Origin of the sequence: Pseudomonas sp. Irchel 3E13 (assembly GCF_900187455.1) — a bacterium.
Lineage (GTDB): Bacteria > Pseudomonadota > Gammaproteobacteria > Pseudomonadales > Pseudomonadaceae > Aquipseudomonas.
Genome location: NZ_FYDX01000005.1, coordinates 161221 through 175259, shown reverse-complemented (window position 1 = coordinate 175259; position 14039 = coordinate 161221). Strand labels below are relative to the sequence as shown.

Genomic DNA, 14039 nt, shown 5'->3' with positions numbered 1-14039 from the left:
CTCCTAGCTCTTGGCTTCAAGGGCGTCGAGTGCCGTCTTCACGGATTCAAAAACCAAACCATTGCCCGCGACATTCAGATGATGGTTATCGCTCAGAAATATCTCTCCAACGACACCCGCTGGATAACACTTGTTCATGAAGCCGGCTGGGAACTGCTCCTTCAGCAGCTCGTTGTATTCCTCCACCGATTGTGCGATCAGTGGATTGCGGGCCTGATAAGCCAAAGAGGGCGGCGCAATCGGAACGATCAGTATCTTCGCTCCGGCGAAAACCTCCGACAACGCCAACAGATTTGCCCGGAAGGAAGCGGGAGGCACGTAGCGGATGCTACGGGAAACAATCAAACGGGCGTAAAAACGCTTGACCAGACGATGGACAGGGCGACTGATAAACGTGGGCAAGCGCAAAAGAATGGAAAGCTCCGCCTTTTTGATGGCTCGCGGATAGCAATCGACGATCCCTACCTGCACCACGACGATATCGGGCTTCAACGCAGCATAGTAGTCACGGGACAAGGACAACAACTGGCTGCTGTCCATGCCCGGAACACTCACGGTCCGCATCCTGAAACGCCCCGCGCAGTCATCGGCAAGGCGGTAAGTCCAGCACTCGTCATCAGTGATGAGCGCCGGACTTACTCGGGGTAACCCAAGGGAGTCAGTTAATACAAGTACTTTGTTCATGATCGCCTTGAGTACGGATTTTTTTGAAAAGAATCAACACCAATGCCCCAACCAGCACCGCATTGAGCAACGGCAGAAAAACGATGTGCGGCGTTCCCGTGTACAAATAACCGAAGGTGAACGACAGCCCAAGACCGACGACCATCAAACTCAAGTAAGCGACCGCCAACACCCGCTCAAGGCGTTGGGCGAGATAAAAATTGCAAACGAATCCCAGACAAATGAGCATCGTTTTGAGCAACAGCATCGATATCAAAATCTCGAAAAGCGGCCATTCAAAACGACCGATGACCAGCAAGAATAAGCTGATCGCAACGACGAAGAACGACACGACCGCAGACAGCCAAGCCCCACACTTGATCATCATGACCTTGAAGACACCGTGCTCCGCGTCATCGCCACTGAACCGCTTTAACAACCCGGGCGTGAAATAATAAAGTACCGAAGTCATCCCCAGGAAATAGATATTGGTGAGTACATCGACATACTGGAAGTCGGCCCTGACTTTCTCGGCAGCCCCCAACGTATTGAGAACCACGCGATCCAGCGTAAGCACCACGACCAGGCCACTCGCCATCAGAAACATGTACCGGGAGGCACTGAGAATCTTCCAGAACAACCTGAGGTTTTCAGAACGGTCGCTGATGGAAGCTCTCAGTTTGCCTCGGCAATAGACAAAGAACGCAACGACCACCGCAAAGGCCGCGAAAGCCCAAGCACCGAAGAATCTGTGCTCCAGCGTACTGTCGGAAAACAACAGAAATGCCAGGCCGAAGCTGACGAAGAATGCGCTCGCCCAGGAAACGTTCAGCACATTCAGGTGAAGGTCCATGCCCAGGAGACGGAACACCGTCTGGCAGGCCGTCTTCAGATGGTTGATTCCACCGATGAACAATCCCGCCATGAGGAAAAAGCGCTCATGACAAACTGCGGCTGCGAGCACCAGCAGCACGGCGATGAATGCCGAGAACTGGATTTCCAATCGTAAAATGCGCTGTTTCTCTTCCACCGAACCGCTGATGGCTCCATCGCGGATCGCACCATTGTGAAAACCCAGCGCAAGAAACGTGCTATAGGAGATCACGATGAATGCAATGCTGGAATCCGCGAGAGCCTGTTGACTCGCCATATTGGTGAAGTACAGCGTCAACAACGCGACCAGCGAAAACTCGCTGTAGGTTGCCAACACGTATTTAATCGCACCAACCATGCCCTCACGCCTCATCGAGCGGCGACTCCCGAACGGACCAGCACAAAATCACGCATAACCAGCGATACGTGCATATAGTCGACTGTTCTCAAGGTGCTCCGCCAGAGAACAGAGCCCGTCTTGATCACCGTTCAGGAACTTGTCGACCTGGAGGTAAAGCCCCGGTTTGTAGCGGGCATCAAGACTGTCATCAATTTCCACTGGAGAGACGGCAACACTGTTGATCAGTTGCACCTGAAGCTTCTCCAACGGTTTGAAAATGAATCGACGCTTCTTCGTCAACACTTCCACTGCCCAGCGCCCAGGCGCCTCCCAGTCGCCCGTATAGGCAAACAGCGCACCCTCGGCGGTTACGCCGGCACCGGCGAAACGCGCCGCACGCTCATGCCATGACAGCGAACCGGCGTTGAACGTACTCAACTGGCTCGGGCGACCGCCCAGGTAGAAGGCCAGGTCGGTGACGTGGGTCGTGTTTGCAAAGAACCAGTTTTCCTTGACCCCCTCAGCCTTGTGGATAGCCTTGATGGTGTCTGACCACTCGGTGATTTCAAAGTTGAAGCTGGTGACCCCACCATCTTCAGCGATCAGTTCACGCGCCTTGAGGACAGAGGCAAGGAAACGACGGTTGTAGGCGATGTACACAGACGCACCGTAGTGGTCTGCTTTCTGCGTCAGACGCTCGATAGACTCAAGAGTCAAGCCGCCTGGCTTCTCGATCAACAACTGCTTTACGCCTTGCTCCAGCAAGTAAGCGCTGGTGTATTCCAGTTGCTCGACGCTGACCGCAACAATGGCGAATTCAACTGCGGGATGTTCGCCATCGAAATAAGCTTCAACACCACCCGGTACAGGTTTCACACCTACCGTTTGGTGAAAGGTCTCGGCAGATTGCGCGCTGCGCCCAACCACCTGGAATGGCGTTTCCATGCCTTTCAGAACGTTGGCATATTGAACGGCCATAGGGCCGGCACCGACTAATAGCATCATGGGTTATCCGTTCTTGATCAGGTAATGGGGCAAAGCGTGTAAGCGCCGCCGTCGTGCGTGTTGAAGAACGCCAGCACCGTTCGCAGGAACGGCGCATGCAAAGCTGCCGACTCATCGAAGGGGGTCAGTTGGCATGGACTGCCACGATAAATGGACTCCGCGACACGGTGTGTCAGTTGGCTTTGGTACAGAACAGTAAACGGCAAGGCTTCAACAGCCCCGCTTGCCTTGTCCTGAAGTTCGCACAACCCAGCCCCCTCATTGAGCGTCACCCGATAGTCTTCGGTCTCGATCTCGATCCGCAATGGCTGTGAAGCGACCTCGGCATGACAGGTCAAGGAGAAACGGCTGTCCTGCCAATTGCCAGCAAGCGTTCCAATAAGTTCCTTGTAGCCGGGACGCTTGCTCTCGACAACCACTGGATCCAGTCCGGAAACATCGGCGACATACGAGCTCGCGCCGGAAAGAAATGCCCAGATATCGATGAAGTGGATGGCGTTGCAAGCCAGTCCCCATTGCTCGCCAACGACGCGCAGGTCGAACGCCCGCTGCCCACTCAGACGCTCACGCAGGACTTCATAACCCGAGAACATGCGGCGCGGGCAGTTGACCCAGACGTTGCACCCCACATGGGCAAAAAGCTGTGCCGCAGCGTTCAGTTGTGCCTCCGACTGGAACAGTACTTTTTCCAGCAGTAGGTTCCTGACCGTCAAGCGAGCAAGCATGTCTTCCAGCAATTGCAGGCGGCAGTCAGCGTTGGTGGCGACCACACAGAAATCAATGCTGCCTTTGACCTGAGCGATGTCGGTCAGAAAGTCGATACTGCGAATCGAAGACGAACGCTCGACCTGCTCCCAGCGCTCCTTGGCCCTTTCCAGCGACGCCGCGAACGGATCTACAACCTGAATGGTGATGTCGGCGAAATCAGCGAGAGCCAAGGCCTGCAGATGGCGGCTGCCAAGCTGCCCAGCCCCTACGAGAAGAATGTTGAACATGGTTGATCACTTTTATCCGGGAGGAAGACTACAAGCTAAAGCCATCATCGACGACGATGTTCTGACCATTGACATAGCTGGCATGGTCGGAAAGCAGGAACATGACGGATCCCACGACATCCTTGATATCCAGCATGCCCTTGCCCAGTGTGTGCTGCTTGTAGGCGGCGAGGAAACGCTCGGGCTGATGATCGAAGATTCCGCCAGGACTCACGCAGTTGGAGCGGAAGTCACTGCTGGCCACATAACTGGCCAGGTATTTGCTGAGATGAATCAGCGCGGACTTGATCGCGGCGTACTCCACCGGCATCGTCATTGGCGTGTCGTCATACACTTCGAATTTTGGCGCAACCACGCCATAGATCGACGAGATATTGACCAGCGAGAAAGGCCGACGGCTGCGCTCGAAATATTTCGCGCACTGCTGCATGAACAAGAACGATGACCCCAGATGCAGAGAAACGTTCTCGTTGAAATCGGCAAGGGTCACGTTCTCGAACTTGGCACCGTATCGCTTGTTGCGTGGATAGGTACAGTTCACGGCACCGTCCAGATCGTCCAGCGATGCAAACAAGTTATCGACGGACGCCGTATCATTCAGGTCCAAGGATACGCGGATCACGTCTGGATGATTCTCGGCAACTCCTTGTTGCAGTAGACGCTCGTTCATCAAGGAGAGATTGATGTCGGCCACTAGAACCCGCGCACCTTCGCCAAGCAAGGCCGCCGTGAGCTTACTGCCGAGCAGGCCTCCCGCACCAGCCACAAGAACTTTCTTACCCTTCAGCATGCCCTTTCTCTCTATCCGCATATAACATTTCGGCCATTTTGAAATCGTAGATATCATCGATATCCACAGCGCGTTGCCGCGGCACGACTACAGATTTAACCCGTCCGGAAAAGATCCGCTCCTGCTCCAATACGAACGCTGGACGGGTCACGTACGCCACGGTAGTCATGTCGAACACTGCCGGCGCATCCTGACGACGGTGCACCGCATTCCCCGAGCAGACCAACTGGCTGTTACCCGCATCATCCCGGACGACCATATTGAAGTAGGGGCTGCGCGATGCTGGCGTAACAGTCACCACCACGTCCGTATCCTGGTCAAGACTGGCCAGACAACTACGGACATCTTCACTGTTTCTCAGGGGACTGGTGGCAGGCAGGCTGATGAAAGTGTCGAACGATTCGCCACGCTCCTGGAGGTAACCGATTGCATGTCGCCAGGCCAACCATTCGGCTGCAGTATCGGTGGCCAGTTCTTCCGGCCTAACGATGACTTCTGCGGAATAGGCACGGGCCACTTCGGCAATTGCAGACGAGTCTGTTGATACGAATACCTTGCTGATCCCTTCAACCTGTTGCGCGACCAGAATCGAGTGCGCGATTAGCGGGATTCCCCCCAAGGGTCTGATGTTCTTGCCTGGCAGCCCTTTCGAATTGCCGCGAGCAAAGATAAAGGCGTAAACACTCATGCTTGAATGCCTCCAATGGCGACAACCTGACCGGCTGCGGCCGAACGCTTCATGGCCTCAATGAGATGCAGCGTTTCCAATGCATCGGCAATACCCACAGCAGGCCGCGCAACGCCCATTGCTACCTTGGCGAAATGCCGCAACTGATCCATGTACATGTTGTTCCGATCATAATTGGGGTCATCGAACAGCACGCTCTGCTGATCCTTTGCGCTATGCAGGGAAATACGATTGTTCAGGATGTCCCAGACCAGCGTCCCGGACTGTCCGACCACTTTGCAGGTCCGCACCGGAGCACGCTGCAGGAAATCCATGTGCACATTGGCGACCAACCCGTCGTTACGCACCAACAGGGCATCCACGGTGTCTTCAACATCGACTTCCAATGCTCCTGAATTGCGCGCCACGCAATAGGCGGTCTCGAACCGACCGAACAACCAGCCGATATAATCCAGCTCGTGACTGAGCTCGAGCAGAACGCCTCCCCCCAGAGCCCGGCGGGCCGAAACATTCTTGCGGTAATCGCTGGCAGGACGCCAATCGGGCAGGTACTGACCAACGTCGACGCTGACACTGCGAACCGCACCAACCCGGCCTTCGTCGAGAAGCGCCTTGAAAGCTACGGCCGACCCCATGTAACGAAGGTTGTAAGCGACGTCGATGATGGATTCTCGATCGATAAGCAGGTCGCGCAAGCCACTCAGACGCTCGAGACTGTCGGCGATCGGTTTTTCGATGAGTACAGGGATGCCCTGCGCCACCAACAAGGAAGCATGCTCGATGTGCCAGGGAGCGGGAGAGGCAATGACGGCGAAGTCGGGTTTAGTCGCCAAGGCTTCCTGAATCGAAGCGAAACGCAGTACATCCGCCCCCACATCCTCGACCTGCAATTCCCGGCCCGATGCGGAGACGCAAGCGACTTGGGCTGGCGCGAACAACTGTCGCAGATTGGCGATATGACGTTTGGCGATGCTGCCACTACCAATGACAAGAAAACGGGAGAACTGGCTCATAGGCCGCCGAACTCGTGCTGGGCTCGTTGAAAGTCCTCCATCCGCCCGATGTCCAGCCAATACTCATGTATCGGGAACATATTGACGTCGCGGCCGGCAGAAATTTCATGTTCCAGCAAGGTTGGCATGTCGACACGGGTACCTGCCGATACGCTCTTCACCAGCTCGGGCGAAAGCAGGTAGATACCGGCGTTGATGAAGAAGCGCTGCACCGGTTTTTCCACCATGGAGCGAATTCGGTGTCCGTCGCTCTGGATAACGCCATAAGGCACGCAGTATTCGTACTCACGCACACACATCGTGGCGGAACCGCTATGGGCCTGATGAAAATCCAGTACGTTTTCGAAATCCAGCGTGGTCAGCAAGTCACCATTCATCATGAACATCGGCAGATCGATTTCATCATGAGGCAACAGTCCTAGCGCTCCACCGGTACCCAGTGGCGACTCTTCGTGGATATAACGAATGCTCACCCCCCAACGACTGCCATCACCGAAGTGTTCGCGGATCATTTCCGGCATGTAATGAGTGGAAATGAAGAAACGGTGGAAACCAGAGTTGATGAAGCGTTCCAGAATCAGTTCCAGAATGGGCTTGTCGCCTACCTTCAGCAGCGGCTTCGGGCAATTGTGGGTCAGCGGGCGCAAACGCGTACCGAACCCGCCTGCCATCAGGAAGACCGGATTGTTTCTGCGCGGTTTATTGAGCAGGTCGTGCAAGGTTTCCAGGCCGATCACCACACCATTGGCGTCCAGCACCGGCAACTGCAGCAACTGGTAGCGCTCCATCACCGCCAGAATGCGTTCTTTGCTCCAATCCCGCTCAGCGGTCCTTGGAGTAGAACACATGACCTCGCTGACCGGCGTGGTCAAGGGCCGCTGCTTCAACAAAGCACGGCGGACGTCGCCATCCGTCAGGGTTCCCAGCAGTCGCCGTTCATGATCCACAATCATGACGATTCTCACCGCGACCTTATCCAGCGTCGCAATGGCTTTTTCCATAGAGCACTCAGGATCGACGAGTGTTAGTTCCCACTGCTTCATTGCATACCTTCTCTAATATTCACGAGTCCGGCACAGACCTTGTCCGGGCCGACGGACCGATCAGAACGCCTCGGGCGGGCACGTCGCGCACGACAACGGTACCAGCCCCCACCAAGGCGTCCTCTCCAATCACGACGCCTTGGATTACAGTGGAACCACTTCCTATAAATGCGCCTTCGGCAACGGTCACGCCGCCGCACAGGGTTACGCCCGGGGCAACATGTACGTGGGCAGCTACACGGGAGTCATGGTCGATGCTGGCGCTGGTATTGACGATACTCGCACAGCCAATGCGTACATCCGCTTGCAAGATCGCACCCGCCATCACCTGGACACCCTCCTCCAGAACGACCGTATCATCGAGCCAGGCAGCCGGGTGCACCAAGGGAGGGAAGCGAAACCCCTTGGCACTTGCGCTCTCATGCACTACACGACGCAAGTTTCCGCCGACAACCTGACCGATCCCGTTTATGAGCTCGATGTCACTGGGAGCGTATTGATCCAGCACATCGTCAGCGCCCAGCACCGCAATACCTCGCCAATGGCTGATGCCCTGCCTGACCAAGCCGGGATCACATACCCCGACAACGTCGTAACCACACGCCCTGACCAAGGAAAGTAACACTTTAGCGTGACCACCCGCACCCATCAGGATCAATGGCAAAGGACGCACATCGGACTGGTTCATTTCTCGATGATCTCACCCACCCCAAAGGCGCGGCGACTTGTGCTGCCTACCAGCTCCCACAAGGCTGTCGGAGGCAATCCAGAACCGCTGCGCGCGGTAGTCAGGTCATCCCGGGCAATGATCGCACCGGCAGCAATGTCACGTGCTGCGACTACCTGCTGGCGCGCGGCCTTGCGGGTATCCCATTCGCTGGGTTGCGGTACTTTGCACGGATCTCCGAGCGCAAGCTGTAGAGCCCGGATCTGGCTAACCATCGACTTGAGTTCGTCCGGCTCGAGCGATGCCTTGTGGTCCGGCCCCGGCATCGAACGATCCAACGTGAAGTGTTTTTCAATCACGCTAGCGCCACGGGCAACTGCAGCGACGGGGATGAGACAGCCCTCGGTATGATCGGAATAACCAACAGGTAGCCCGAACGCCCTCAGGGTGTCCATCGCCAGCAGATTGACCTCATGGGCCGGTGTCGGGTACTGAGAGGTGCAGTGCAACAAAGTCACGTGCCCCTGCAGACGTTGCCGGCTCACCGGGTCGCTCCAGCACTTCCAGACCTCATCCATGTTTCCGGGCTCGGCTGTCGAGGCCAGGGCATGGGCGATGATGGCCAGGCCCTGCTCCACTTCACTCATGGTGGCCATGCCAGTGGAAAGAACCAGCGGCTTGCCAGTGCGAGCAAATTGCCAAAGCAACGGCCCGTTCGTCAGTTCTCCAGACGGAATCTTGAAAAACGGCAGATCCATCTCGCATAGAAACTGCAGGCTGCCACTGTCGAACGCAGTGGAAAGGAACTCGATACCCTTGCTACGGGCATACGCCTGAAGCTCGAAATGCCACGCCTTGGGCAACTCCAGCTTCTTGAGCATCGCCAATTGGCTTTCCGATGCATCGGTGCTCTGTTTCTGATAGCTCGCCTTGGGCGCAGCCTTGGACGCCAGTCGCTCAGCATCAAAAGTCTGAAACTTGACGGCATCAACGCCGGCATCGGCTGCGGCATCGACAAGGGCATAAGCGAGGTCGCGCTCACCGTTATGGTTAACACCTGCCTCTGCAATGATATACACCGCGCTTGCATCGGATAACTTCATGGCTTAGACCAGATCTTGAAAAGACTTGTTAGGATTCATATCGAAGCGTTCAAGGACGCTTGCGATACTGTGCGAAGCGTTGCCCGCGCCGTACGGGTTTACCGCTCTTTTGCAAACCTCGGCAAACTCTTCGGAGAGCGCCTCGCGCAACGTGCCCTCGATAGCATCTGCCTGCGCCTTGCAGTGCAAGATTGATTCCGCCGCCAGACGCCCGTCCTGTCTTGCGCCGATATTCACCGTAGGCACAGCGAACGCCGGCACTTCGATGATCCCGCTTGAGGAGTTTCCAACCACAGCGTCGGCCAAAGCCACCGCAGACAAATAGCGCTTGAACCCAAGAGAAGGAATCGCCTTAACCCTTTCAGGCGTCTGCTGGGCATAGGCTTCAAGCAGAGGAATAATGGCACGCCCGCCATTGTCGGCATTCGGATACGTGATGATTACCTTGTACTCCGGGAAACGATCCAGGGCACACAGCAACGCCTCGAAACTCGCCACAGGATCTTCCTCAGCGAGGGTTACCGGATGATAGGTAACAAGGAGGAAAGGCGAGTCGAGAACGAAGTCCAGACTTTCGGACAACTCGGCACGACTCATGCGCTCGCTGCGCAGCAGATGATCCAGACCAACAGCGCCAACATTGAATACGCGCTCTGGAGATTCACCCATCTGGATGACCCTCTGACGGTAGGCATCGGCGGCGACAAAATGCAGATACGACATTTTGGTTATGGCATGACGAATTGCATCGTCATAAGCGCCTTCGGTGATTTCCCCGCCATGCAGGTGGGCCACGGGAATCTTCATGACCAAAGCCGACTGGACAATCGCCAATGCTTCGAAGCGATCCCCCAAAACCACCAGAACGTCAGGGCGCAAACGATCAAGCGCATCGGCGAAACCGAGAATACCCAACCCCATGGACTTCACCACACCAACATCACTGTCGGAAGACAGAAGCATTTCGACTTTGGCATCGATGCCAAAGCCATCACTGTCTATGACTTTCCAGGTTTCGCCGAACTCCGGCGAAAGGTGCATGCCACTGACGATGACCTGCAACTCCAACACCTGGCTGGCCTGGATATCCTTCATCAACCAGTACAGCAAACCATACTCAGCCCGGGTACCAGTGAAGACAGCGACCTTGCGCTTCAATCCACCGACCCCGGACGAATGCTGCTGGGCAGGTTGACCACACGATCTTCCAGCCAGAGGGCATTTTCAAGATTGCCACGCAATGAACGGGAAAACGCAGGTAGATGGGTCATCAGCTTCCAGATTGGACGGGTCATCACCCCTGCCTGATTACTCTCCTGCAACAGTGCATCGCGTTGTGCCAGATCCTCACAAACCACTGCGTTCAGCCAGTAATTGGAACGGCAACCCTCAGGCTCGCGGAAAAACTGCAGAGACTGCCCCTCGAAGAACTGCTCGTAGTTCGCAGCCAGTTCACGTTTACTGGTGATGAAATCCTCCAGGCGCTCCAACTGCGCACAACCTAAGGCAGCATTCAGATTGGGAAGGCGGTAGTTGTAACCGACTTCGTCATGAACGTACTCATAGGGATGAGCCTGCTTGGCGGTGGTGGTGATGTGCTTGGCGCGTGCCCCCAAGGCATCTCCCGCGAGGATCATGCCCCCCCCACCCGTTGTGATGATCTTGTTACCGTTGAAGCTCAATGTCCCGACACAACCGAAAGTACCGGTATGGCGCCCGTGGTAAAGACTGCCTAGAGACTCTGCCGCGTCCTCCACGATAGCCAGGCTCCAGCGGGCACAAACGCTGAGCAGACCATCGATATCCACTGGATGGCCGAAAGTGTGCATAGGCAGACAGGCCCTCAGGACTCGCCCATCTTCTTTCGTCCGGCAAAGACCATCACTGCCCAAAACAGCGTTATCTTCCAGCCACACCTCTAAAGCGCTTGGGGAAAGACCCATGGTGTGCCGGTCCACATCAATGAACACTGGCTCGGCACCGCAATAGGCGATCGCATTGCAAGTTGCGACAAATGTCAGCGGCTGAGTCAGAACCAGGTCACCGGGCTTTACCCCGGCCAGCAGCAACGCAACGTGTAACGCCGCCGTTCCGTTCACCGTCGCCACCGCTCGCGGTGATCCGGTATAGGCCGCCATGTCACTTTCAAAGCGGTCCACGAACGCCCCAACACTGGAAACGAAAGTCGAATCGACCGTTTCAAGTACATACTGTTTTTCATTCCCTTGGAACACGGGTGCGTGCAACGGGATGAACTCGTCTGTACGGTACTGCTCGCGAATGAAACCGATTAGCGCTTTGAACATGGCAGGCACTCAGACGTTGTAGAGGTCGGCTTTGTATTTGGCCAGATTTTCTGCGCGGGAGAACCAGTTGATCGTTTCCTGCAACCCTTGGCGAATCGAGTATTCAGGTTTGAACCCGGTCAGACCATTGATCTTGGCGTTGTCGCACCACAGACGGAAGACTTCCGACTTCTCGGGGCGCAAGCGCTGATCATCAGTGAGAAATTCGACGTCGCTTCCCATCAGCTCACGAATCAACTCGAGGGTATCACCAACGGAAATCTCGTAGTTGGAGCCGATATTCACGGTTTCGCCAATGGCCTTCTCACAACGAGCAAGCTCCAAGAAACCTCGGCATGTATCAGCCACATAATTGAAATCGCGAGTAGGCGAAACGTCGCCCAGCTTGATCTGCTTCTTGCCGCTGGCGATCTGGGTAATGATCGTTGGGATGACCGCACGCGCGGACTGGCGTGGACCATACGTGTTGAATGGACGAGCGATGGTCAGAGGCAAGTCGAAGGCGTTGTAGAAGCTCATTGCCATGGCGTCAGCACCGATTTTCGAAGCGCTATAAGGCGACTGTGCCTGCAGTGGGTGCTTCTCATCAATCGGTACATACTGCGCGGTGCCATACACTTCGCTTGTCGAGGTATGAATAACGCGCTGGACACCGTTATCCAGAGCTGCCTGACAAATATTCAGCGTACCTTTGACATTGGTATCGACGTAACTGTCAGGAGCAACATAGGAATAAGGAATAGCAATCAGCGCCGCGAGGTGAAAAACGGCATCCACGCCCTTGGTAATATGCTTGCAGTAATGCGGGTCACGAACATCGCCATTCAACACCTCAATGTCTTTGAGGCAAGAGATATCCTCAAGCCATCCCCAGTAGTTGAAAGAATTATACTGGGACAGCGCCTTGACTTCATAACCTTCACGGACAAGCAATTCTGTCAGGTGCGAACCAATGAACCCGTCAGCGCCAGTTACCAAAATTTTTTTCATTACGTAGCACCTTCATCCCATCTGTAGGCAGACAATCAACGAATGCCCACTAAATAATTACGGCCTCATACAGAAATACCACTTCAAAGAGCGGCATTCGCCATTCCCGCCAATCTATATTTTTTGAAACGCCAACACCATCCCCGCCAGACTAAAGCAAGGAATGGTGATCAGAATACAATTTTATAAGACTTTAAAACGACCAACGGTCATTTGGATCGTAGCTATCAATGAATAGCCATGGCGCTACGACGCAGGGTCATATATCGCGCCAAAACCACGAACACCGCTCCCAACAGAGCACCCAGAAGAGCCCCCAGGACAACGAGAAGTGATTTCATAGGCTTGATCGGCGCCGGAGACTGCAGAGCGGAGCGATCGACGAGAACCATTTTCAGTTCCTGCATATCGGTGTTCAGGCCTTTCAGGCGAACCATTTCTTTCTCCATAGGTTCGATACCCAGCAGGAAAAGCTCATCATTCTGCCGACGCTTGAGGATTTCGACCTGACGATTGGCCTGAAGAAGCTGCAATTCTTTCTGAATCTCAGCAACACGATTCGTGGAGAAATCATCAGAAGTGCGCTTCTGCAAAACGGCGCGTTCTGCCTCCAACGCATCACTACCCATGAAATACAATGGAATAGTCTGATTGCTGACTTCGGTACGCACCACACTTCCGGATGAAGATTGAGCAGAGTCTCCGAGCATCGAGGGCGTAGTGGGCCGCTTGATACCCAGGGAGCGAGCGATGGAGATCGCTTCGGATAGCTCACTGATGCGATTGGATCGCTGAACCTTCAACTGCTGGCGAAGAGCATTGAGTTCGTCTTCCAGAAGGGAGCGCTTGAGGTTGTGCTGCTCAAGCAACCTGGCGATTTGCGACTTCTTGTCTCCGTCATAGACAGCCCTTTGCGCATCGATCTGAGCAGCGACTTCGTTAAGTCGATTCTTGAGAATCACATCGAAATCAGCCTGAACCAGGTTGCGCTCTGCTGCAATCGCAAAAGACACGAAACCATTGAGGATAGCCACGCCATCCACTCCAGCTGGGTAGGACATGTCGATGGTGACACGCATTCCGGCCACCCCGGAATCAGGGGCTGGCATGGTGACCTTGAGCGAACTGCGGTTGAACTCTTCAAACGCTTGTTCCACGCTCATGCCCGCGCGCAGATATGGCTTGAACAACGCCTCATTCGCTCGAAAATAACTGAGCCGAGCCTCGTAAGAGTCCAGGGCAGTCCCCACTCTCAACAAAGCGGCCTCAGGAGACAGCGAATAGAGAGCGGAACGATTCAACGCATCCATGTCGTTCAATGCGACCGGGCGCAGAACGCTTGTGACCTGATACACGGGCGTCGCAATAAAAAATGCGTAAATAGCGAAAAGCAGGCCTACCAGGGCAGCAGCCGCACCGATCAATCCTTTTTGCCGCCATACGACTTGAGATATCGTAAACAAGTCAAACTCGACACGCGTAGAAGGTGGGAAGTTGGCTGCACTAGTCACAATAAACCTGCCTTGGTAGAAATCTCAGCGCTCCGGAGACGAAACCATCACC

General features: G+C 55.1%; 14 protein-coding genes. All 14 read right to left on the bottom strand.

Features of this window, described 5'->3' with window-relative positions:
• Positions 1–3: 3 nt before the first annotated feature.
• The 14 genes from CKW37_RS09870 to CKW37_RS09805 all read right to left on the bottom strand — a co-directional run bounded on the left by CKW37_RS09870 (position 4) and on the right by CKW37_RS09805 (position 13987).
• Positions 4–684 (bottom strand): hypothetical protein, encoded by a 681-nt coding sequence (locus tag CKW37_RS09870; protein WP_143501958.1) that lies wholly within the window; start codon positions 682–684, stop codon positions 4–6.
• Positions 659–1894 carry a hypothetical protein gene (locus tag CKW37_RS09865; RefSeq protein WP_143501956.1) on the bottom strand — a complete coding sequence of 412 codons (1236 nt, stop codon included), beginning with the start codon at positions 1892–1894 and terminating at the stop codon, positions 659–661. The genes CKW37_RS09870 and CKW37_RS09865 overlap by 26 nt, the downstream gene beginning before the upstream one ends.
• Positions 1895–1942: 48 nt before the next feature.
• Positions 1943–2881, bottom strand: coding sequence for a Gfo/Idh/MocA family oxidoreductase (locus CKW37_RS09860; protein WP_095155513.1), 939 nt, complete (start codon positions 2879–2881; stop codon positions 1943–1945).
• 17 nt (positions 2882–2898) lie between these two features.
• Complete coding sequence (locus CKW37_RS09855) at positions 2899–3876, bottom strand: Gfo/Idh/MocA family oxidoreductase (RefSeq protein ID WP_095155512.1); 978 nt, start codon at positions 3874–3876, stop codon at positions 2899–2901.
• Positions 3877–3904: 28 nt separating this feature from the next.
• Entirely contained in the window at positions 3905–4666 is a 762-nt protein-coding gene (locus CKW37_RS09850) for an oxidoreductase (protein ID WP_095155511.1), read from the bottom strand.
• Positions 4653–5354 (bottom strand): cytidylyltransferase domain-containing protein, encoded by a 702-nt coding sequence (locus tag CKW37_RS09845; protein WP_095155510.1) that lies wholly within the window; start codon positions 5352–5354, stop codon positions 4653–4655. Before CKW37_RS09845 ends, CKW37_RS09850 begins: the two co-directional genes overlap by 14 nt.
• Positions 5351–6367, bottom strand: coding sequence for a Gfo/Idh/MocA family protein (locus CKW37_RS09840; RefSeq protein ID WP_095155509.1), 1017 nt, complete (start codon positions 6365–6367; stop codon positions 5351–5353). Before CKW37_RS09840 ends, CKW37_RS09845 begins: the two co-directional genes overlap by 4 nt.
• Positions 6364–7410 carry a nucleotidyltransferase family protein gene (locus CKW37_RS09835; protein ID WP_095155508.1) on the bottom strand — a complete coding sequence of 349 codons (1047 nt, stop codon included), beginning with the start codon at positions 7408–7410 and terminating at the stop codon, positions 6364–6366. The genes CKW37_RS09840 and CKW37_RS09835 overlap by 4 nt, the downstream gene beginning before the upstream one ends.
• A 19-nt stretch (positions 7411–7429) precedes the next feature.
• Positions 7430–8098: an acetyltransferase gene (locus CKW37_RS09830; RefSeq protein ID WP_095155507.1), complete on the bottom strand. Its 669-nt coding sequence runs from the start codon at positions 8096–8098 to the stop codon at positions 7430–7432.
• Positions 8095–9180, bottom strand: coding sequence for an N-acetylneuraminate synthase (gene neuB / locus CKW37_RS09825; protein ID WP_095155506.1), 1086 nt, complete (start codon positions 9178–9180; stop codon positions 8095–8097). Before neuB ends, CKW37_RS09830 begins: the two co-directional genes overlap by 4 nt.
• 3 nt (positions 9181–9183) lie before the next feature.
• Positions 9184–10338: a UDP-N-acetylglucosamine 2-epimerase gene (gene neuC, locus CKW37_RS09820; protein ID WP_095155505.1), complete on the bottom strand. Its 1155-nt coding sequence runs from the start codon at positions 10336–10338 to the stop codon at positions 9184–9186.
• Positions 10335–11486 carry a LegC family aminotransferase gene (locus CKW37_RS09815; RefSeq protein ID WP_095155504.1) on the bottom strand — a complete coding sequence of 384 codons (1152 nt, stop codon included), beginning with the start codon at positions 11484–11486 and terminating at the stop codon, positions 10335–10337. Before CKW37_RS09815 ends, neuC begins: the two co-directional genes overlap by 4 nt.
• 9 nt (positions 11487–11495) lie before the next feature.
• Entirely contained in the window at positions 11496–12476 is a 981-nt protein-coding gene (locus tag CKW37_RS09810) for an NAD-dependent 4,6-dehydratase LegB (protein ID WP_095155503.1), read from the bottom strand.
• A gap of 227 nt (positions 12477–12703) precedes the next feature.
• A complete protein-coding gene (locus CKW37_RS09805) occupies positions 12704–13987 on the bottom strand; it encodes a Wzz/FepE/Etk N-terminal domain-containing protein (RefSeq protein WP_177454412.1) in 1284 nt (427 codons plus the stop codon).
• Positions 13988–14039: the final 52 nt, after the last annotated feature.